Here is a 20,655-nt window from a genome sequence, read left to right on the forward strand (position 1 = left end):
GGCGCAGCGGACGGGACTCGAACCCGCGACCCCCGGCGTGACAGGCCGGTATTCTAACCGACTGAACTACCGCTGCGTATCGCTCGGACTTGCGTCCGTTTGAAACTTTTAAAACCTGTGACTGAAGAGCTTCGGTGCTTTTCAATCGCAAACCAGGCGAACCTGATTTGTACAAATATGGCGCAGCGGACGGGACTCGAACCCGCGACCCCCGGCGTGACAGGCCGGTATTCTAACCGACTGAACTACCGCCCTTTGCTTCGTTGAGGCCGCGAAATTTACGCACCTATCGAAGCTAAGTCAAGGACAAGATTGGTTTTTTTCAAAACAAGCAAAAATAGTGGCCTGGCCTTAATCGCCATAGATCATCTTCTTGCTCATGCCGCCATCCACCACAAACTCCTGACCCGTGACAAAACCGGAGTTGCGCGACAACAACCAGGCAACCATCGCGGCAACGTCCTCCACAACCCCTGCCCTGCCAGCAGGGTGCTGAGCGTGATCGGCGTCCGTCAACGGCGCTGCACGCCTTACAGATGGATCACGGGCGTCGATCCAGCCCGGGCTGACAGCATTGACCCTGATTTGCGGGCCAAGGCTGATGGCCAGCGCATGGGTCAATGCCAGCAACCCGCCCTTGCTTGCCACGTAAGCCTCGGTATCAGGCTCCGACTGGCGCGCACGGGTGGAAGCCAGGTTGACGATCGCCCCGCAATGGGCACGCAGATACGGCGCACAATGCTTGGCCAGCAACATCGGCCCGGTGAGATTGACCGCCAGCACGCGGTTCCAGTGCTCCAGATCGAGGCTTTCCAGGGGCGTGTTGTGCGGGTCCGCAATCGCGGCGTTGCACACCAGCCCGTCCAGCCGTCCGAACTGCCCCAGCACTTGCGCGACACACTGGATGACATCGTCTTCAACCGACACATCCATGCGCACAAACCAGGCACTGTCGCCCAGCGCCTTGGCCACTTTTGTGCCCCGGGCGCGGTCAATGTCGCTGAGCACCACTTGCCAGCCTTCACTGACCAGCCAGGCTGCAATGCCCAGGCCAATGCCCCGCGCAGCACCGGTGACCAGTGCTACACGGCCATTGCCGCTTACCGGCGCCTCGAGCATCCAGTCGGTCACAGCGCGGCCAGGCCTCGTGCGAGGTCGGCTTGCAGGTCACTGACATCTTCCAGGCCTACGGCGATGCGGATCAGGCTGTCACGAATACCGGCCGCTTCACGCTCTTGCGGTGCCAGGCGACCATGGGAAGTGGTCGCCGGATGAGTAATCGTGGTTTTGCTGTCACCCAGGTTGGCAGTGATCGAGATCAGACGTGTCGCGTCGATAAAGCGCCACGCGCCTTCTTTGCCGCCCTTGACCTCAAAACTGACCACGGCACCAAAGCCGCGCTGCTGGCGCAGGGCCAATTCGTACTGTGGATGGCTCTTGAGACCGGCGTAGTGAACCTTCTCTACGCCATCCTGCTGCTCCAGCCACTCGGCCAGGGCCTGGGCACTGGCGCAGTGAGCGCGCATGCGCAGGTTGAGGGTCTCCAGACCCTTGAGGAAGATCCACGCGTTGAACGGGCTCAGAGTCGGCCCGGCGGTACGCAGGAAACCGACGATTTCTTTCATCAGCTCGCCACGACCGGCCACTACCCCACCCATGCAACGACCCTGGCCATCGATGAACTTGGTTGCCGAATGCACCACGATGTCTGCACCCAGCTTCAGCGGCTGTTGCAAGGCTGGCGTGCAAAAACAGTTGTCGACCACCAGCAAGGCACCCTTGGCGTGGGCGATTTCAGCCAGCGCGGCGATATCGACCAGCTCGGCCAGCGGGTTGGACGGCGACTCGACAAACAGCAGCTTGGTGTTGGGCTTGATCGCCGCGTCCCAGCCAGCCAGTTCGGCCAACGGCACGTAATCGACCTGCACGCCAAAGCGCTTGAAGTACTTCTCAAACAGGCTAATGGTCGAACCGAACACACTGCGCGAGACCAGGATATGGTCGCCGGCGCTGCACAGGCTCATCACCACCGACAGAATGGCTGCCATGCCCGTCGCCGTGGCTACAGCCTGCTCGGCACCTTCAAGGGCGGCGATGCGCTCTTCGAAAGCACGAACGGTGGGGTTGGTGTAACGCGAATAAACATTGCCTGCCACCTCGCCCGAGAACCGCGCTGCCGCGTCTGCCGCTGTGCGGAACACGTAGCTGGAGGTCAGGAACATTGCATCACCGTGCTCACCTTCCGGCGTACGGTGCTGGCCAGCACGCACCGCCAGGGTGTCGAACGCTACGCCCTCAAGGTCGCTGTCCAGCCGACCCGCATCCCAATCCTGACTCATGCTGCCCACTCCTTGCTCTACTTTGTATTGGATAAACGCAAACCGGCCCATCAGGGCCGGTTTGGTGAACACTTAGTTGTTGTACAAGCCTATCGTCGCACCGACGCCCTGGGCAATCACCTTGGAAGCATCGTTGCGCGCACGCTCGATTCGCTCCAGGTAGTTGTCGTCAATATCGCCGGTGACGTACTTGCCGTCAAACACTGCACAATCGAACGCATCGATCTTGATCTTGCCACCACCGACAGCGTCGATCAGGTCAGGCAGGTCCTGATAGATCAGCCAGTCGGCGCCGATCAGCTCGGCCACTTCCTGGGTGCTGCGGTTATGGGCGATCAGTTCGTGAGCGCTTGGCATGTCGATGCCATACACGTTCGGGTAACGAACCGCCGGGGCCGCCGAGCAGAAGTAAACGTTCTTGGCGCCGGCTTCGCGGGCCATCTGAATGATCTGCTTGCAGGTGGTACCGCGCACGATCGAGTCATCCACCAGCATCACGTTCTTGCCGCGGAACTCGAGTTCGATGGCGTTGAGCTTCTGGCGCACGGATTTTTTACGTGCAGCCTGGCCCGGCATGATGAAGGTACGACCGATGTAACGGTTTTTCACGAAGCCTTCGCGGAACTTGACGCCCAGGTGGTTGGCCAGTTCCAGTGCAGCGCAGCGGCTGGTGTCCGGAATCGGGATCACCACGTCGATATCGTGCTCAGGACGCTCACGCAGGATCTTCTCGGCGAGTTTCTCGCCCATGCGCAGACGGGCCTTGTACACCGACACACCGTCGATGATCGAGTCCGGGCGCGCCAGATACACGTGCTCGAAGATGCACGGGGTCAGTTTCGGGTTTACCGCACACTGACGGGTATGCAGCTTGCCGTCTTCAGTGATGTAAACCGCTTCACCCGGCGCCAGATCGCGGATCAGGGTAAAGCCCAGTACATCCAGGGAAACGCTCTCGGAGGCGATCATGTACTCGACGCCTTCGTCGGTATGACGCTGACCGAAGACAATCGGACGAATGCCGTTCGGGTCGCGGAAACCGACGATGCCATAACCGGTGATCATCGCAACCACGGCGTAACCGCCACGGCAACGGTTGTGCACGTCAGTCACGGCAGCAAACACGTCTTCTTCAGTCGGCTGTAATTTGCCGCGCTGCGCCAGTTCGTGAGCGAAAACGTTAAGCAACACTTCCGAATCGGAGTTGGTGTTGACGTGACGCAAATCAGATTCGTAAATCTCCTTGGCCAGCTGTTCAACGTTGGTCAGGTTGCCGTTATGCGCCAGGGTGATGCCATACGGCGAGTTGACATAAAACGGCTGGGCTTCAGCTGAAGTCGAGCTGCCAGCGGTTGGATAGCGCACGTGGCCAATGCCCACGTTGCCGACCAGGCGCTGCATATGACGCTGATGAAAGACGTCACGAACCAGCCCGTTGTCCTTGCGCAGAAATAACCGGCCATTATGGCTGGTCACAATACCGGCAGCATCCTGGCCGCGGTGCTGGAGGACGGTTAGCGCGTCATACAGCGCCTGATTGACGTTCGACTTACCGACGATACCGACGATGCCACACATGCGACGCAACCCCTACTTAATGGATCTGAACTGAACACCACTCACTTGGGCTGGGTAGCCGGCAAGAGATGCTCCTTGAACGGAATGTCAGCGGGTACGCTGATTCCGCTGGCCAGCCACTGACTGCTCCACCCCAGAATGAGGTTTTTGGACCAGTCGGCAACCAATAGAAATTGTGGCACGAGCCGTGACTCCTGCCACCATGAGTCCTGCTGTACCGGCCCCAGGCTCAACAGCCCGACCGCAGTGACCACCAGCAATGCGCCACGCGCAGCACCGAAGGCCATGCCGAGAAAACGATCGGTCCCGGACAGGCCGGTGACGCGAATCAGTTCGCCGATAAGAAAATTGATCATTGCGCCTACCAGCAAGGTGGCCACAAACATGATGGTGCACCCTGCGATAACGCGGGCGGAAGGTGTTTCGATGTATCCGGAGAGGTATTGCGACAGCGAACCGCCGAACATCCAGGCAACGACCCCGGCAATGATCCAGGTGCACAGCGACAATGCTTCTTTTACGAAGCCGCGCTTCAAGCTGATCAAAGCGGAGATGGCGATGATTGCAACGATCGCCCAGTCAACCCAGGTAAATGGCACAGTTCAGCCTACGGATAGATGAGGCGGCGCATTTTAGCAGAGCGCCGCCGCTCAGGTAAGGCGATTTATCCGTGCTTGTGCAATCAGATTGAACCTTTTTACGCTGTCAGCCACGTTCAGGCTGGAAGCGCACCACAAAACCCTTGAGGTTTTGCTGCTTGCCAAGCAAATCGCGCAGGCGATCGGCCTCTGCACGCTCAAGCAATGGGCCGACAAAAACCCGGTTCATCCCGCCGGAAGATCGCACATAAGCGTTATAGCCTTGATTGCGAAGGGTTTTTTGCAGGTTATCAGCACTGGCCCGATTGGACAGGCTCACCAGTTGCACCGACCAGCTGATTGGCAAGCCATTGGGGTCGACACGCTTTTGCGTGGTGTCCAGCTTGGCCGGTGCCTGGGCAACGGTTTGCGCCGGCGTGACAGCCGGAGGCTTGGGCGCAGCCACTGCAGGCTTTGCCACGACCGGTGCGACCGGGGCTGGTGCCTGCTGCTCGACAACCGGCTGCTCAACCGGAGCCGGTTCCTCAGGGATCACCTGAGGCTCAGGCACGGCAACCGGCTCGACCTTGACCTGCGGCATTACCGGCATCTCAGGGGCGCTCGGTGCATCCACCTCAATCTGACGCAGTTCGTCCTGTCGGGAGAACAGCATCGGCAGAAAAATAACCGCCAGCGCCACCAGCACCAGGGCACCCACCATCCTTTGTTTGTACGCCTTATCCAGCAAAGCCATTTGCAGCCTCCTGCGTGGCACGCCGCTCCAACCACTCGAGCGCTTCGGCAACACAATAAAATGATCCGAACAACAGGATTTCGTCGTCAGTCGTGGCCCGTTCGCACTGTGCCTCAAGCGCTTGCTCCACGCTGGCATAAGCCGAAACAGCCGCCCCAAAACCCTGCAGCGCGGCCTCGACTTCAGCGCCCGGGCGCGTGCGCGGGGTATCCAGCGGCGCAACTGCCCAATGCGCGACCGAGCCCGTCAGTTGTGACACTACGCCATCCAGGTCCTTGTCGGCCAGCAAACCGAACACCGCCAGGCGCTTGCCTGCCACCGGCCGCTGCGCCAGGCGCCGCGCCAGATACTCGGCGGCATGGGGGTTGTGCCCTACATCCAGCAGTGTATGCAAGGGCTTGCCCTTCCAGCTGAACTGGCGACGATCCAGGCGCCCCGTGATGCGAGTACCTGCCAGCGCCGCGACAATGCGCTCCGGCTGCCAGGGCAGATCGGTCAACGCATAGGCCTGCACGGCCAGCGCCGCGTTTTCCATCGGCAGATCCAGCAGCGGAATATCGCGCAGCTCGATCAATTGCCCCCGGGCATCCTGACCACGCCAATGCCAGACCTGATCGGTACTGGCCAGATCAAAGTCACGACCGCGCAGAAACAGCGGGCAACCTAGCTCTGCAGCCTTGTCGAGCAATGTATGCGGCGGGTTCAGATCGCCACACAGGGCCGGCTTGCCGGCACGGAAAATCCCGGCCTTTTCAAAGCCCACGGATTCGCGGGTGTTGCCCAGATACTCAATATGATCGACACCGATACTGGTCACCAGCGCCAGGTCGGCATCCACCAGATTGACCGCATCCAGGCGCCCGCCCAGGCCGACTTCCAGCACCACGGCATCCAGCTGGGCACGCTCGAACAACCAGAAGGCTGCCAGCGTACCCATTTCAAAATATGTAAGGGATGTCTCGCCGCGCCCTGCATCCAGGGCCGCAAAGGCCTCGCAAAGCAGCTCGTCCGAGACTTCAACACCCTCAATTTGTACGCGCTCGTTATAGCGCAGCAGGTGGGGCGAACTGTAAACCCCCACCTTGAGCCCTTGCGCCTGCAGCAACGAAGCCACAAACGCACAGGTCGAGCCCTTGCCATTGGTACCCGTAACCGTCACCACCCGAGGCGCAGGCTTTTGCAGCCCCAAGCGGTTCGTTACCTCGCGTGCGCGATCCAGACCCATATCGATGGCCGATGGATGCAACTGCTCAAGATAGGCGAGCCACTCGCCAAGGGTGCGCTGGGTCATAGGTTCGCAGGTGCCGGCGGAACAACGATGGTTTCAACAGGCGCGGCCACGAACACCGGAGTCGGCAAGCCCATCATTTGCGCCAGCAGGTTGCCCAGGCGCGGACGCAGCTCCTGACGTGCAACGATCAGGTCGATGGCGCCGTGCTCCAGCAGGAACTCGCTGCGCTGGAAACCTTCCGGCAGTTTTTCGCGAACGGTCTGCTCGATAACACGCGGACCGGCAAAACCGATCAGCGCCTTAGGCTCAGCCACGATCACGTCACCCAGCATCGCCAGGCTGGCCGAAACACCGCCGTATACCGGGTCGGTCAGTACCGAGATGAAAGGGATGCCTTCTTCACGCAGACGCGCCAGTACCGCCGAGGTCTTGGCCATTTGCATCAGGGAGATCAGGGCTTCCTGCATCCGCGCACCGCCCGAGGCTGCGAAGCAGATCATCGGGCAGCGGTGTTCAAGGGCGTAATTGGCCGCACGCACGAAGCGCTCGCCAACAATGGCACCCATAGAGCCACCCATGAAGGAGAACTCGAAGGCCGACACCACCACCGGCATGCCCAGCAAGGTACCGCTCATGGAGATCAGGGCGTCTTTTTCGCCGGTCTGCTTTTGCGCGCCGACCAGACGGTCCTTGTACTTCTTGCTGTCACGGAACTTGAGACGGTCAACCGGCTCCAGGTCTGCACCCAGTTCGGCACGGCCGTCGGCGTCCAGGAAGATATCAATGCGGGCGCGGGCGCCGATACGCATGTGGTGATTGCATTTCGGGCAAACGTCCAGGGTCTTTTCCAGCTCCGGACGATAAAGCACAGCGTCGCAGGACGGGCATTTGTGCCACAGGCCTTCAGGTACCGAGCTCTTTTTGACCTCGGAACGCATGATCGAAGGAATCAGCTTGTCTACCAACCAGTTGCTCATGCTTTCTTTCTCCAGTACCGGTGGCCAGAACAGTTCAGTTCAGGCCCCGTGTATGCCCTTGAGCTAAATTAATCAGGTGTGTGGCGATAATTGCCGGAACCGCGGTCCGCACTCGGCAAACCAGCAAAACCCTGCAACCCTCAGCCTTACCGACAGCACGCACCAGAGCGGCCGCCACTTAAATTTCTGCCCGTCTTCTCACCGGGCCCGCCTGCTTCGCAGAGCGGTATTGATGGACGGCGGCAGAGTGCCAGCCGTCACATCCGCATCAGTTTGCCGTGCGCACTGCCCGCATAAAGGCACGAATCCTGTCGTGATCCTTGATGCCCTTGCTCTTTTCAACGCCGCCACTGACATCCACGGCGTAGGGCTGCACCCGGGCGATGGCGCCTGCAACGTTGTCGGGCGTCAGGCCGCCGGCCAGGATAATCGGCTTGTGCAAACCCTGAGGTATCAAAGACCAGTCAAATGCCTGACCAGTTCCACCCGGTACACCTTCAACATAGGCATCGAGCAAAATACCGCTGGCCCCTGCATAGGCCTTGCAGGCACCGGCGATGTCATCACCGGCCTTGACCCGCAACGCCTTGATATAAGGACGGTGATAGCCTTCGCACTGCTCCGGGGTTTCATCGCCATGAAACTGCAGCAGATCCAGCGGCACGGCATCCAGGGTTTCGTTCAGCTCACAGGCGCTGGCATTGACGAACAACCCCACCGAAGTCACGAAAGGCGGCAAGGCGGCAATAATGGCCCGCGCCTGCGCGGCCGTGACTGAGCGCGGGCTCTTGGCGTAGAACACGAAGCCTATGGCGTCAGCCCCGGCCTCGACCGCAGCCAGTGCATCTTCTATGCGGGTAATACCGCAGATCTTGCTGCGAACAACGGACATCTCGATAACACCCCGAACGCGAAAGCCCCGGATGGTAACAAATGCTTATCCGGGCGTCAGCCGTCCAGGCCGCTAAAACCGGTCAAGAAATGTGGACCAATGTAACGTTCCGGCAACTGGAACTCGTCGCGGTATTCAACTTGCACCAGATACAGGCCGTAGGGATGGGCCGTCACACCGCCCGAGCGCCGCTCGCGGCTCTCCAGCACTTCCTTGATCCACTCCACCGGCCGCTCGCCCGTGCCGATAGTCATCAGCACCCCGGCGATATTGCGCACCATATGATGCAGAAAGGCACTGGCACGAATATCCAGCACAATCATGTTGCCGTGACGGGTCACGCGCAGATGGTGCATTTCCTTGATCGGGGATTTGGCCTGGCACTGTCCGGCGCGAAAGGCACTGAAATCATGCACGCCCAACAGGTGTCGAGCTGCCTCGGCCATACGCTCGACATCCAGCGGGCGGTGGTTCCAGGTGATTTCCTGATTCAGATGGGCCGGCCGGATCTGATCGTTGTAGATCACATAGCGGTAGCGCCGGGCGATGGCCTTGAAGCGGGCATGGAAGTGCGCGGGCATGACCTGGGCCCAGGTGACGCTGATGTCATGGGGCAAATTGATATTGGCGCCCATGACCCAGGCTTTCAGGGAGCGCTCGGCCCGGGTGTCAAAATGCACCACCTGCCCGCAGGCATGCACACCGGCATCCGTACGCCCGGCGCACATCAGGGAGACCGGTGAGGCGGCCACTTTGGACAGGGCGTTTTCCAGGGTTTCCTGGACGGTCAGCACACCATTGGCCTGGCGCTGCCAGCCGCTGTAGCGCGAACCTTTGTATTCCACCCCAAGGGCGATTCGGTAAAAACCTTCCGCGGCCATTTCAGCGGCCGGGTTATCTATATTTGCCAAGGACTTGCAGCCTGCTCATAAACGCAAAGGCGGCCATTATAGGGCGCACCCGGCAAGACGCCATGAAACATTTCACCGGAACGTCAGACAAACCAGGCTTCGTATCAGCTGCCAAAGGACATTTCAACTGTGGGAGCGAGCCAGCTCGCGAAGGTCGTTCGCGAGCTGGCTCGCTCCCACAGGGAGGGTTGACCGGCAACAGAGTATCTAAAGGAGTTTCACTCAGGTCAGGCGTGCCATCATTTCCAGGGCTTCGGCCTGCTGCTGTGGATTACCCTCCTCCATGACCTCGGTCAGAATATCCCGCGCACCTTCGTCGTCACCCATATCGATATAGGCCTGGGCCAGATCGAGTTTGGTGGCCGTTTCATCGGCGCCAGAGAGGAAGTCGAATTCCGGCTCATCATCGGCAAAGGGCTGTTCCAGCGATGATTGCTCAAGGCTTTGCGACAGGCGATGCAACTCGGCATTGACCTTGTCGAGCTCAAGGGCAAAGCTGTCCGCCGCCACAGCGGGTGGAGCGCTTTCTTCAGCCAGGGACAGGTCAAAGTCCGCCGGCAGGTCCAGATCAAAGTCCGACGCCCCTTCGTGAGCTGCCTGAACCTGAGCCTGCTGTTCAAGCACCGCTTCGAAACTGTCTGCCGCCGGCTTGTCGAGCCCTGCAGGTTCTGGCGTCACCACCGCAGGGGAAGCCGCTTCCAGTTCATCAAGGCTCAGATCAAAATCGTGATCGAACGCTGCAGGTGCAGGTGCAGCAGGCTCCGGCTGAGGTTCGACCTCGCGATCGTCGCGCATCATGTCCTGGACAAATTGCGCTTGCAGCTGGGTGGCCACCGCTGCGGTAGCAATGCCGGCCGCTGCCGCCACCGCCATGCCAGGATAACGATTTTTGAGCTGCTCGACCTGAGCGTGATTCTTGCCATTGGCTACCAGTTGGCGCTCTTGAGCGATAAAAGCGTCACGATCACCCAGTTCGGCGTAAACCCGCATCAACTCAAGACGCAAATCACTGCGCTGGGGCTCCCGATCGATCGCAGCCTTGAGCAATACAACGGCCTCGCTCAACTGACGCTGCTCAATCAACCGCTCGGCCTGATCCAGCACATCAGCCGCAGGCTTGGCCAGGGTAACCGGCGCGACCACCGGAGCTACTGCCTCCACGACCGGTGCAGGTGCAGGTGCAGGATCGATACTGCGCGACGGCGTTTCAAGCCCCTCAAAACTGCTTTGCGGCAGATCCAGATCGGCTGCAAACCCGGACTCATTTTCAAGATCCCGAGCCATTCGCGCATGTTTTTGCGCTTCTTGCAGCGCCTTGCGCCGACGCACGAGCAACAACAGCAAGAGCAGCAACAAGACCGCCCCGCCGCCGACAAGCCCCAGTAATAGCGGGCTGTTCAGCAGGTCCTGAATGTTTCGCTCATGGCCTTGCGTCGCCCCGGTGTCTTCAGGACTTGGTGCCACTGCAGTGGCCGGCGCACCTTCGATTGCCGGCGCAATATCGGCTTCAGGCGCATCAGCGGCCTGCACGCCGGCCAACGCAACTGCCGGGTCGACAGGCGCACCTTTGCCGGCCTCCAGCCTGGCCAGTTGATCGTTCTTCAATTCAATCAAACGCTGCAGCTTGTCCAACTGGCTTTGCAGGTCTTTCATCCGGTCTTGCAGCTCGGCATTTTCACGACGGCTGCTGTCCAGACCTTCCTGAGTCATCGCCAGCTGGTCAGCCAGTTTTTTCGCATCCCCGGCAGCACCCTTGCCTGCCTGAGCGGAAACCAGACTCAAGGCATCCTGATGCACAGCCTTGGCGGCAGGCGCCGGTACAGGCTTGCGACCGGTTGCATCGAGTTGCTGGGCCAACGGTACGGTGCGACGGCCACTGCGCCAGTCGGCATTTTGCGACGCCACTTCGTTGATGGCCCTGGCCTGGGGCAATTGCACACTTTGCGAGGCATCTGGCAGGCGCAGCACCTGGCCGGTTTTAAGCCGGTTGATATTGCCGTTGATAAACGCATCAGGGTTCAGGGCCTGAATTGCCAGCATGGTCTGCTGCACCGAGCCGCCGTTGCGCGCCTTGGCGGCGATCTCCCACAGTGTGTCACGGGACGTGGTGGTGTACTGCACGGGCGCAGCAGGCGCAGACGTTGATGCCGCCGACGCGGCCTGCGGCGAGAACCGGGCGGGATCGAGCAACACGCTGTAGTCGCGCATCAAGCGGCCGTTGGGCCACATCACCTGCACCAGGAAGTTCACAAAAGGTTCGGACAGCGGCTGGCTGGAGGTGACGCGCAATACGCTCTTGCCATCGGCGTTGATGATCGGGGTAAAGCGCAAATCATCCAGAAACGCCGGGCGCGGAACTCCGGCCTTGCTGAACTCCTGTTCGGGGGCAAGGCTTGGCACCACTTGCGCAGCAGTCAGGTCCTTGACATCGAGCAGCTCGATTTCTGCCAGCAGCGGCTGGTTCTGCGCCGACTTGAGCGTCAGCTCCCCAAGCTCAAGCGCCTGCGCCATACCGGATGACAGCGCCGAAGCGGCAGCGATTGCCAACACCAATTTGCGAACCTGAACCATAGCCTCTTCCTTATTGGTACAGGCCTCGTCCCACGAGACCTGTATAGCAGCCAAGTATCTTTTACAGTTGGTCTTTTATCAACAACTCAGCCAACTGCACGGCGTTCAATGCGCCACCCTTGCGTACGTTATCTGACGTCAGCCACAGATTAAGTTCAGATGTGTCGTCCACACCGTGACGCACTCGACCGACATACACCACATCCTGACCTACGGCATCGCCAACAGCAGTCGGGTAGTCACCGGCTTCCACCAGCTCGATACCCTCACCTGCCTCGAGGGCGGCATTGACTTCAACCAGATCCACCGGCCCGGCCAGTTGCAGGGACACGCTGAAGCTGTCACCAAAAAATACCGGCACTTGCACACTGCTGGCCGATACCTTCAGCGTAGGCATAGCCAGAACTTCGCGCAGCTCATTGACCAAACGTTTTTCCAGCGGCACATGGCCCTGTGCGTCCGGCGTGCCGACCTGGGCCAGGACGTTGAAGGCCATCTGACGATCAAAGAAGCTGGTTTCCAGCGGATGCAGGTTCAGCAGCGCGGTGGTTTGGCGTGCCAGCTCCGAGACCGCTTCACGGCCTTGAGCGGAAACTGCCATGCAGGCCGTCACATTGACCCGCTGAATTTCCAGCACTCTTAGCAAAGGCGCCAGCACCACGGCCAGTGCGGTGGCCGAAGGACTCGGGCTGCTGACTTGCAGTGGCTTTTTCAAGGTTGCCAGCACCTGCGCGTTGGCTTCAGGTACCACCTGCGGCGCCTGTGCAGACGGCAAAGCCCCGGACAGGTCGACCACCATGCAGCCGGCTGCACTGGCTTTGGCAGCAAAACTCAAGGTCACGGCAGGGCCTGCGGCAAAGAATGCCAGCTGTACGCTGCTGAAATCGAACGTGTCGACATCGCGCACCCTGACGTTTTTACCGCGAAAAGGCACCGAATGCCCGTCAGATTCACTGCTGGCCAGCAAGTGCAACTTGCCAACCGGAAAATCACGCTCTTCGAGCATTTGTACGATGGTTTCGCCGACAGTGCCGGTGGCGCCAACGACGGCGATATCAAAGGACTGGTTCATGTATCTACCTCAGGCGAAACGTGGGGAGCGGCACTGTACCGGGCACAACCCCGACAGGCAACGCGCCCGGCCGATTTGATGGATGATGACAATTCGTAGCAGCTGATCATCCAATAAAAAGCCCGCGCCTCTTGCGAGACGCGGGCTTGAACCTGCCGGTGGCGAATTAACGCTCCAGCAAAATCCGCAGCATGCGGCGCAGCGGTTCTGCCGCGCCCCACAGCAACTGGTCGCCCACGGTAAAGGCACCGAGGAACTGCGAACCCATGTTCAGCTTGCGCAGACGGCCAACCGGTACATTCAGGGTGCCGGTAACCTTCGTCGGGCTCAGTTCCTGGATGCTGGCTTCACGCTGGTTTGGCACCAGCTTGACCCAGGGATTGTGCTGGCTGATCAAACCTTCGATATCGGCGATAGGCACATCTTTGTTCAGCTTGATGGTCAAGGCCTGGCTGTGGCAACGCATCGCACCGATACGTACGCAGATACCGTCCACCGGAACCGGGTTCTTGAAGCGACCCAGGATCTTGTTGGTTTCTGCCTGCGCTTTCCACTCTTCACGGCTTTGACCGTTCGGCAGCTCTTTGTCGATCCACGGGATCAGGCTGCCGGCCAATGGCACACCGAAGTTTTCGGTCGGGTAGGCATCGCTGCGCATAGCCTCGGCCACACGACGGTCGATATCGAGGATGGCGCTGGCCGGGTCGGCCAGTTGATCGGCGACCGCCGCATGGGTGGTGCCCATCTGCTTGATCAACTCGCGCATGTTCTGCGCACCGGCGCCCGAAGCCGCCTGGTAGGTCATGGCGCTCATCCACTCTACCAGACCGGCTTCGAACAGACCGCCCAGACCCATCAGCATCAGGCTGACAGTGCAGTTGCCGCCGATATAGTTTTTGGTGCCGGCATCCAGCTGCTGGTCGATGACCTTGCGGTTGACCGGGTCCAGAATAATGACCGCATCATCCTGCATGCGCAGGGTCGACGCTGCATCGATCCAGTAACCTTGCCAGCCCGCCTCACGCAGCTTGGGGAACACCTCGCTGGTGTAGTCGCCGCCCTGGCAGGTCAGGATTACATCGAGGGTTTTCAGCTCTTCAATGTTGTAAGCATCCTTGAGCGGGGCAATATCCTTGCCCACGGACGGACCTTGTCCACCGACATTGGAAGTGGTGAAAAACACCGGTTCGATCAGATCGAAATCCTGCTCTTCCAGCATCCGCTGCATGAGCACGGAACCAACCATACCGCGCCAACCGACCAGACCTACACGTTTCATCGCAACTACACCTTTAACAAAAAGTGGGGTCGTTACTTCCACCAACAGGAAGTAACGGGCCCGAGAGATTACAGATTCTGCAGCGCCGCGACTACTGCATTGCCCATTTCCTGTGTTCCGACCCGGGTGCAACCCGTCGACCAGATATCACCGGTACGCAAACCCTGGTCCAGAACCAGGCTTACGGCCTGCTCGATGGCATCGGCAGCAGCGGTCTGGTTGAAGCTGTAACGCAGCATCATCGACACCGACAAAATGGTCGCCAGCGGGTTGGCAATGCCCTGCCCCGCGATGTCCGGCGCCGAACCGTGGCAAGGCTCGTACATGCCCTTGTTGTGGGTGTCCAGGGATGCCGATGGCAGCATGCCGATAGAGCCGGTGAGCATCGAAGCCTGGTCGGACAGGATGTCACCGAACATGTTTTCGGTGACGATCACGTCAAATTGCTTGGGTGCGCGCACCAGTTGCATGGCCGCGTTGTCGACGTACATATGGCTCAGCTCGACGTCCGGGTAGTCCTTGGCCACTTGCTCGACCACTTCACGCCACAGCTGGCTGGACGCCAGCACGTTGGCCTTGTCCACCGAGCAGAGCTTTTTGCCACGCACGCGGGCCATGTCGAAACCGACGCGGGCAATGCGGCGGATTTCGCTTTCGCTGTACGGCAGGGTGTCATAAGCCTGACGCTCACCGTTTTCCAGCTCGCGGGTGCCACGGGGGGCGCCGAAGTAGATACCACCGGTCAATTCGCGAACGATGAGGATATCCAGTCCGGAAACGATTTCCGGCTTGAGGCTCGATGCATCAGCCAGTTGCGGGTACAGGATTGCCGGGCGCAGGTTGCCGAACAGGCCCAGTTGCGCACGGATTTTCAGCAGGCCGCGCTCGGGGCGAATGTCGCGCTCGATCTTGTCCCATTTCGGGCCACCCACGGCGCCCAGCAAGACAGCGTCGGCCGCACGGGCGCGCTCAAGGGTCTCGTCGGCCAACGGTACGCCATGCTTGTCGATGGCTGCGCCGCCGATCAGGTCGTGGGTCAGCTCCAGGCCCAGGTTGAACTTGTCACTGGCCAGCTCCAGCACCTTGACCGCTTCGGCCATGATTTCCGGACCAATACCGTCGCCAGGGAGAATCAGAATCTGCTTGCTCATGGGTTCCTCTTTCTTGTCTGTTGATGCCCCCGCAGGCGCACCCGGAAATATTCAGGTTACTTCTCGGCCCACAGCACCAGCACATCGGTGCTGAACGAACCATCGGCTTCAATTTCAAAATAATCGCGTACTTCGGCGCCCATCGACTGCTGCAACTGGCGGATGGCCGCGCTCATAACCTGTGGCGTACGCATGCGCTCGATCCAGGAGCTGAACTCTAAACGCAAACGCTGACGCTGTGTGCTGCGCACGTGCAAACCGGCTTCGCTGACCTGACGCAGCCATTCGGCGCTCGAATAGTCGCGCACATGGCTGGTGTCGCGCAGCACTTCGACACTTTGCAGGTAGGTGTCGAATAACGGGCTGCCGGGTGAGATCACATCGATAAATGCCGCTACGCCACCCGGCTTGAGCACCCGGCGCACTTCGCGCAGGGCAACGCCCAGATCGCTCCAGTGATGGGCCGAGTAACGGCTGAGCACATAGTCGAACTCGCCATCGGCAAACGGCAAACGCTCTGCCGCGCCGCAAACGGTGCTGATATTGCCCAGCCCGCGATCGCTGGCGGCAGCACTGACCACATCGAGCATTTGTTGCGACAGGTCGTATGCCACCACGTCCTTGACCAGTGCAGCCACATGAAAGCTTACATGGCCCGCGCCACACCCCAGGTCCAGCACCCGCGCTTCAACTTTACCCGCCAGCTCGGCCTTGAGCAGACCGAACTCGGTGCCTTGCGCATGCACGGCGCTGCTCAGATAGGCCGACGCCTGTTCGCCGAACTGCTTTTGTACGACCTGGGTGTGCTGGGCGGTACTGGTCATTAAAACTTCCTTTTAGCGTCAAGACTTGGGTTGTCCACACTGCCGTCATCGCGGGCAAGCCCGCTCCCACATTTGAAATGCATTCCCCTGTGGGTGCCGGGCTTGCCCGCAAAGAGGCCATTCAAGCGTCGCGAAACAACCACGGCTGGCTCGCACGGTGCTTGCTTTCAAACGCGGCAATTGCATCGCCGTCCTGCAAGGTCAGGCCGATATCGTCCAGGCCGTTGAGCAGGCAATGCTTGCGAAACGCATCGATTTCAAAGCCCAGCACCTTGCCATCCGGGCGGGTCACAGTTTGTGCCTCGAGGTCGATCTTGAGCTGGTAACCCGGCTCGGCTTCAACCTGGGCAAACAGCTCATCGACTTCGGCGTCGCTCAGGATGATCGGCAACAAACCGTTCTTGAAGCTGTTATTGAAGAAGATATCGGCGTAGCTCGGCGCGATGATGCTGCGAAAACCGTACTCTTCCAGCGCCCACGGCGCGTGCTCACGGCTGGAGCCGCAACCGAAGTTTTCCCGGGCCAGCAACACACTGGCGCCCTGGTAACGCTCGGCGTTAAGCACAAAATCCTTGTTCAGCGGGCGCTTGGAGTTGTCCTGGTAGGGCTGACCCACATCCAGATAACGCCACTCGTCAAACAGGTTAGGGCCAAAGCCGGTACGCTTGATCGACTTCAGGAATTGCTTGGGAATGATCTGGTCGGTATCGACGTTGGCACGATCCAAAGGCGCGACCAGACCGGTGTGCTGAGTAAAAGCCTTCATGCTGCGCTCCCCTGGATCAATTCACGGACATCAATAAAACGACCATTCACGGCGGCGGCAGCGGCCATGGCCGGGCTGACCAGGTGAGTACGGCCACCGGCGCCCTGACGGCCTTCAAAGTTGCGGTTGGAGGTCGAAGCACAATGCTCGCCCGACTCAAGGCGGTCCGGATTCATCGCCAGGCACATCGAACAACCCGGCTCACGCCATTCAAAACCGGCCTCGATAAAGATCTTGTCCAGACCTTCAGCCTCGGCCTGGGCTTTAACCAGACCCGAGCCCGGCACCACAATCGCCTGCTTGATGGTGGACGCCACCTTGCGCCCCTTGGCAATCACTGCCGCAGCACGCAAGTCTTCGATCCGCGAGTTGGTGCACGAGCCGATAAATACGCGATCGAGCTGGATATCGGTGATCGCCTGGTTGGCGGTCAGGCCCATGTACTTCAATGCACGTTCGATCGAGCCACGCTTGACCAGGTCGGCTTCCTGTGCCGGATCCGGCACGTTCTGATCAACCGCCAGGACCATCTCGGGCGAAGTGCCCCAGCTGACTTGCGGCTTGATCTGCGTAGCGTCCAGTTCAACCACGGTGTCGAACTGCGCATCGCTGTCGGACACCAGGTCTTTCCAGGCTTCGACCGCCAGGTCCCATTCAGCGCCTTTAGGCGAAAACGGACGGCCCTTTACATAATCGACAGTTTTCTGATCGGCGGCCACCAGGCCTACACGGGCACCGGCTTCGATGGACATGTTGCAGATGGTCATGCGGCCTTCGACGGACAAGTCACGAATCGCGCTGCCGGCGAATTCGATGGCATGACCATTGCCGCCCGCGGTGCCGATCTTGCCGATCACGGCCAGTACGATGTCCTTGGCGGTTACGCCGAACGGCAATTGCCCTTCGACCGACACCAGCATGTTCTTCATTTTTTTGGCGACAAGGCACTGGGTGGCGAGCACATGCTCGACCTCGGAAGTGCCGATACCGTGGGCCAATGCACCGAAGGCGCCGTGAGTCGAGGTGTGCGAGTCACCGCAGACCACGGTCATGCCCGGCAAGGTCGCGCCCTGCTCCGGGCCGATCACATGGACGATACCCTGACGCACGTCGTTCATCTTGAATTCGGTAATGCCGTATTCGTCACAGTTGTCATCCAGGGTTTGCACCTGCAGACGGGAAACCTGATCGGCAATCGCTTCGATCCCGCCTTTACGCTCCGGCGTGGTCGGTACGTTGTGGTCCGGGGTGGCGATGTTGGCATCGATACGCCAAGGCTTGCGCCCGGCCAGCCGCAGGCCTTCAAAGGCTTGCGGCGAGGTCACTTCGTGAATGATGTGACGGTCGATGTAGATCAGCGCCGAGCCATCGTCACGCTGCTTGACCAAATGCGAATCCCAGAGCTTGTCGTAGAGCGTTTTGCCGGCCATCAGACGGTTTCCTCATCAGCTACTTTTCTGTGCCAATAACCACTTGGCTTGTGAGGTCGATCCTATGGGGTTACAGTGAATAACTCAAATTCATAATTTTTATGCTTTGGATAACCAACAGGAATTCGAATAGATGGATCTCGCGAATCTCAATGCGTTTATTGCAATTGCTGAAACCGGCAGTTTTTCCGGGGCCGCCGAACGGCTGTTCCTGACCCAGCCAGCCATCAGCAAACGCATTGCCAGCATCGAGCAGCAACTCAAGCTCAGGCTGTTCGACCGGCTGGGCCGTGAGGTCAGCCTCACCGAAGCCGGCCGGGCCTTGCTGCCGCGCGCTTACCAGATCCTCAACGTACTGGATGACACGCGCCGGGCACTCAACAACCTCAATGGCGAAGTCAGCGGGCGCCTGACCCTGGCTACCAGCCATCATATCGGTCTGCACCGCCTGCCACCTTTACTGCGCGAGTTCACCCGCACTTACCCCAAGGTCGCGCTGGATATTCAGTTTCTCGATTCCGAAGTGGCCTACGACGAGATTCTGCATGGCCGCGCAGAACTGGCTGTAATCACCCTCGCGCCGGAGCCTCATTCACTGATTCGTGCCGTGCCGGTCTGGGATGACCCGCTGGATTTCGTGGTGGCCCCGGAGCACCGCCTGACCCGGCAAAAAACCGTAAGCATGGCCGATATTGCACGCCATCCAGCGGTGTTTCCCGGCGGCAATACCTTTACCCATCATATTGTCCATCGCCTGTTTGAAGCCCAGGGCCTGACGCCCAACATCGCCATGAGCACCAATTACCTGGAGACCATCAAGATGATGGTGTCCATCGGCCTGGCCTGGAGCGTGTTGCCGCGCACCATGCTGGATGAGCAGGTGGCATCGATTGCCCTGCCCGGCATCCAGCTGACCCGCCAGCTGGGGTATATCCTGCATACCGAACGCACCTTGTCCAATGCGGCCCATGCCTTTATGACCCTGCTCGATGCCCAGGTAGATGCCCTGCCCGCACAAACGGACGACGCCCAAACCGTACACCGGTGAAATAATCCCGCGCATTTGGCCCGATAAAACAATAAGGACCCGCCATGCAAACTCCTGAAATTTTCATCCTCAGCGCCCGGCGCACGGCCATCGGCACCTTTGGCGGCTCGCTCAAGGACGTGCCCCTGGCCGAGCTGGCCAGCACTGCGGTCAAGGCCGCGTTGCACAGCAGCCAGGTCGACCCCGGGCGCATCGGTCATGTGGTGATGGGCAACGTGATTCCCACCGAGCCCCAGGATGCCTATCTGGCGCGGGTTGCGGCGATCAATGCCGGGATCCCCAAGGAAACCCCGGCCTACAACGTCAACCGCCTGTGCGGTTCGGGCTTGCAGGCGATCATTTCTGCCGCCCATACCCTGATGCTCGGCGACGCCGACTTCGCCATTGGCGCCGGGGCCGAAGCCATGAGCCGCGGCCCCTACCTGATGCCCGCCGCCCGCTGGGGTGCGCGCATGGGCGATACGCCAATGCTCGACTACATGCTGGGTATTTTGCACGACCCGTTCCACGGCATTCATATGGGTGTAACGGCCGAGAATATCGCCCAACGCAACAGCATCAGCCGCCAGGCCCAGGACGCCCTGGCGCTTGAAGACCAGCAACGCGCCGCCCGGGCTATCGAGCAAGGTTACTTCGACAGCCAGATCGCCACCGTCGAGGTACGCAGCCGCAAAGGCAGTGTGATGTTCAGCCAGGACGAGCACCCGCGGGCCACTACCCTGGAGCAGTTGGCGCTGATGAAACCGGCCTTCAAGAAAGACGGCAGCGTGACTGCAGGCAATGCATCGGGGCTCAATGATGGGGCGGCGGCGCTGGTGCTGGCCACTGGCGCGGCAGTACTGGCGGGCAATCTTGCGCCGATGGCGCGGCTGGTGGCCTACGCCCATGCAGGGGTTGAACCCGAGCTGATGGGGTTGGGGCCGATACCGGCAACGCGGCTGGCATTGAAGCGGGCTGGCTTGAAGATCGGTGACATGGACGTGATCGAAGCCAACATTGCCTTCGCCGCCCAGGCGTGTGCCGTGATGCAGGAACTGGATATGGACCCGGCCAGGGTCAACCCCAACGGTTCGGGCATCGCCCTGGGCCACCCGGTGGGGGCCACGGGCGCGATCATCGCGACCAAGGCCATCCATGAACTGCATCGGACACAGGGTCGTTATGCCCTGGCGACCATGTGCATTGGCGGCGGCCAGGGCATAGCGGTGATTTTCGAACGGGTGTGAAACACGACCAAAACTCGTAGCAACTGCC

18 protein-coding genes and 2 tRNA genes are annotated in these 20,655 nt (G+C 60.1%); 2 read left to right on the top strand and 18 right to left on the bottom strand.

The genetic code is table 11. The annotated features are described in order from the left end of the window. Positions 1-2 precede the first annotated feature (2 nt). From FHL07_RS22595 to leuC, 18 genes are all read right to left on the bottom strand, one after another. A tRNA-Asp gene (locus FHL07_RS22595) sits at positions 3-76 on the bottom strand. A 102-nt stretch (positions 77-178) separates the two neighbouring features. After that, positions 179-259, bottom strand: a tRNA-Asp gene (locus FHL07_RS22600). A gap of 92 nt (positions 260-351) precedes the next feature. Continuing rightward, on the bottom strand, positions 352-1,119 hold the full coding sequence (locus FHL07_RS22605) for an SDR family oxidoreductase (protein ID WP_373557893.1): 768 nt from the start codon (positions 1,117-1,119) through the stop codon (positions 352-354). 8 nt (positions 1,120-1,127) lie between these two features. Continuing rightward, positions 1,128-2,339, bottom strand: coding sequence for an O-succinylhomoserine sulfhydrylase (locus tag FHL07_RS22610; protein ID WP_095027204.1), 1,212 nt, complete (start codon positions 2,337-2,339; stop codon positions 1,128-1,130). Between the two features lie 72 nt (positions 2,340-2,411). After that, complete coding sequence (gene purF / locus FHL07_RS22615) at positions 2,412-3,917, bottom strand: amidophosphoribosyltransferase (protein WP_095002444.1); 1,506 nt, start codon at positions 3,915-3,917, stop codon at positions 2,412-2,414. Between the two features lie 41 nt (positions 3,918-3,958). Continuing rightward, positions 3,959-4,516: a CvpA family protein gene (locus FHL07_RS22620; protein ID WP_095002443.1), complete on the bottom strand. Its 558-nt coding sequence runs from the start codon at positions 4,514-4,516 to the stop codon at positions 3,959-3,961. A 106-nt stretch (positions 4,517-4,622) separates the two neighbouring features. Continuing rightward, entirely contained in the window at positions 4,623-5,249 is a 627-nt protein-coding gene (locus tag FHL07_RS22625) for an SPOR domain-containing protein (protein ID WP_095002442.1), read from the bottom strand. Further along, positions 5,233-6,540: a bifunctional tetrahydrofolate synthase/dihydrofolate synthase gene (folC, locus tag FHL07_RS22630; protein ID WP_095027202.1), complete on the bottom strand. Its 1,308-nt coding sequence runs from the start codon at positions 6,538-6,540 to the stop codon at positions 5,233-5,235. The genes FHL07_RS22625 and folC overlap by 17 nt, the downstream gene beginning before the upstream one ends. Then, positions 6,537-7,457, bottom strand: a complete 921-nt coding sequence (gene accD, locus FHL07_RS22635) for an acetyl-CoA carboxylase, carboxyltransferase subunit beta (RefSeq protein WP_095002440.1) — start codon at positions 7,455-7,457, stop codon at positions 6,537-6,539. The genes folC and accD overlap by 4 nt, the downstream gene beginning before the upstream one ends. Positions 7,458-7,725: 268 nt before the next feature. Then, positions 7,726-8,349 (bottom strand): phosphoribosylanthranilate isomerase, encoded by a 624-nt coding sequence (locus FHL07_RS22640; RefSeq protein WP_095027201.1) that lies wholly within the window; start codon positions 8,347-8,349, stop codon positions 7,726-7,728. A gap of 56 nt (positions 8,350-8,405) precedes the next feature. After that, the gene (gene truA / locus FHL07_RS22645) at positions 8,406-9,230 is read right to left on the bottom strand and encodes a tRNA pseudouridine(38-40) synthase TruA (protein ID WP_095002438.1); all 825 of its coding nucleotides are present in this window, start codon (positions 9,228-9,230) and stop codon (positions 8,406-8,408) included. Between the two features lie 252 nt (positions 9,231-9,482). Next, positions 9,483-11,831: a FimV/HubP family polar landmark protein gene (locus tag FHL07_RS22650; protein ID WP_138738931.1), complete on the bottom strand. Its 2,349-nt coding sequence runs from the start codon at positions 11,829-11,831 to the stop codon at positions 9,483-9,485. Between the two features lie 61 nt (positions 11,832-11,892). Continuing rightward, the gene (locus tag FHL07_RS22655; RefSeq protein WP_095002436.1) at positions 11,893-12,903 is read right to left on the bottom strand and encodes an aspartate-semialdehyde dehydrogenase; all 1,011 of its coding nucleotides are present in this window, start codon (positions 12,901-12,903) and stop codon (positions 11,893-11,895) included. Positions 12,904-13,069: 166 nt separating this feature from the next. Further along, positions 13,070-14,182 (bottom strand): aspartate-semialdehyde dehydrogenase, encoded by a 1,113-nt coding sequence (gene asd / locus FHL07_RS22660; protein ID WP_095002435.1) that lies wholly within the window; start codon positions 14,180-14,182, stop codon positions 13,070-13,072. A 68-nt stretch (positions 14,183-14,250) separates the two neighbouring features. Further along, positions 14,251-15,333 (bottom strand): 3-isopropylmalate dehydrogenase, encoded by a 1,083-nt coding sequence (gene leuB / locus FHL07_RS22665; RefSeq protein ID WP_095002434.1) that lies wholly within the window; start codon positions 15,331-15,333, stop codon positions 14,251-14,253. 56 nt (positions 15,334-15,389) lie between these two features. Continuing rightward, a complete protein-coding gene (locus FHL07_RS22670) occupies positions 15,390-16,157 on the bottom strand; it encodes a class I SAM-dependent methyltransferase (RefSeq protein ID WP_095024500.1) in 768 nt (255 codons plus the stop codon). Between the two features lie 121 nt (positions 16,158-16,278). Next, positions 16,279-16,923, bottom strand: coding sequence for a 3-isopropylmalate dehydratase small subunit (gene leuD, locus FHL07_RS22675; RefSeq protein ID WP_095002432.1), 645 nt, complete (start codon positions 16,921-16,923; stop codon positions 16,279-16,281). Continuing rightward, positions 16,920-18,353: a 3-isopropylmalate dehydratase large subunit gene (gene leuC, locus FHL07_RS22680; protein WP_095002431.1), complete on the bottom strand. Its 1,434-nt coding sequence runs from the start codon at positions 18,351-18,353 to the stop codon at positions 16,920-16,922. Before leuC ends, leuD begins: the two co-directional genes overlap by 4 nt. Positions 18,354-18,486: 133 nt before the next feature. Here leuC and FHL07_RS22685 point away from each other — a divergent pair, with 133 nt between their 5' ends. Both FHL07_RS22685 and FHL07_RS22690 read left to right on the top strand, forming a co-directional pair. Further along, positions 18,487-19,401, top strand: a complete 915-nt coding sequence (locus FHL07_RS22685; protein WP_138738932.1) for a LysR family transcriptional regulator — start codon at positions 18,487-18,489, stop codon at positions 19,399-19,401. Between the two features lie 44 nt (positions 19,402-19,445). After that, positions 19,446-20,627 carry an acetyl-CoA C-acyltransferase family protein gene (locus tag FHL07_RS22690; protein ID WP_095021359.1) on the top strand — a complete coding sequence of 394 codons (1,182 nt, stop codon included), beginning with the start codon at positions 19,446-19,448 and terminating at the stop codon, positions 20,625-20,627. The last annotated feature ends 28 nt before the right edge of the window (positions 20,628-20,655 follow it).

Source organism: Pseudomonas sp. FSL W7-0098, assembly GCF_005930585.1.
Lineage (GTDB): Bacteria > Pseudomonadota > Gammaproteobacteria > Pseudomonadales > Pseudomonadaceae > Aquipseudomonas > Aquipseudomonas bubulae.

Excerpts from the sequence above, each read along its gene's own strand:
- FHL07_RS22605 (WP_373557893.1), bottom strand. The coding sequence starts at position 1,119 with ATGCTCGAGGCGCCGGTAAGCGGCAATGGCCGTGTAGCACTGGTCACC.
- FHL07_RS22610 (WP_095027204.1), bottom strand. The coding sequence starts at position 2,339 with ATGAGTCAGGATTGGGATGCGGGTCGGCTGGACAGCGACCTTGAGGGC.
- purF (WP_095002444.1), bottom strand. The coding sequence starts at position 3,917 with ATGTGTGGCATCGTCGGTATCGTCGGTAAGTCGAACGTCAATCAGGCG.
- FHL07_RS22625 (WP_095002442.1), bottom strand. The coding sequence starts at position 5,249 with ATGGCTTTGCTGGATAAGGCGTACAAACAAAGGATGGTGGGTGCCCTG.
- folC (WP_095027202.1), bottom strand. The coding sequence starts at position 6,540 with ATGACCCAGCGCACCCTTGGCGAGTGGCTCGCCTATCTTGAGCAGTTG.
- accD (WP_095002440.1), bottom strand. The coding sequence starts at position 7,457 with ATGAGCAACTGGTTGGTAGACAAGCTGATTCCTTCGATCATGCGTTCC.
- FHL07_RS22640 (WP_095027201.1), bottom strand. The coding sequence starts at position 8,349 with ATGTCCGTTGTTCGCAGCAAGATCTGCGGTATTACCCGCATAGAAGAT.
- truA (WP_095002438.1), bottom strand. The coding sequence starts at position 9,230 with ATGGCCGCGGAAGGTTTTTACCGAATCGCCCTTGGGGTGGAATACAAA.
- FHL07_RS22650 (WP_138738931.1), bottom strand. The coding sequence starts at position 11,831 with ATGGTTCAGGTTCGCAAATTGGTGTTGGCAATCGCTGCCGCTTCGGCG.
- FHL07_RS22655 (WP_095002436.1), bottom strand. The coding sequence starts at position 12,903 with ATGAACCAGTCCTTTGATATCGCCGTCGTTGGCGCCACCGGCACTGTC.
- asd (WP_095002435.1), bottom strand. The coding sequence starts at position 14,182 with ATGAAACGTGTAGGTCTGGTCGGTTGGCGCGGTATGGTTGGTTCCGTG.
- leuB (WP_095002434.1), bottom strand. The coding sequence starts at position 15,333 with ATGAGCAAGCAGATTCTGATTCTCCCTGGCGACGGTATTGGTCCGGAA.
- FHL07_RS22670 (WP_095024500.1), bottom strand. The coding sequence starts at position 16,157 with ATGACCAGTACCGCCCAGCACACCCAGGTCGTACAAAAGCAGTTCGGC.
- leuD (WP_095002432.1), bottom strand. The coding sequence starts at position 16,923 with ATGAAGGCTTTTACTCAGCACACCGGTCTGGTCGCGCCTTTGGATCGT.
- leuC (WP_095002431.1), bottom strand. The coding sequence starts at position 18,353 with ATGGCCGGCAAAACGCTCTACGACAAGCTCTGGGATTCGCATTTGGTC.
- FHL07_RS22685 (WP_138738932.1), top strand. The coding sequence starts at position 18,487 with ATGGATCTCGCGAATCTCAATGCGTTTATTGCAATTGCTGAAACCGGC.
- FHL07_RS22690 (WP_095021359.1), top strand. The coding sequence starts at position 19,446 with ATGCAAACTCCTGAAATTTTCATCCTCAGCGCCCGGCGCACGGCCATC.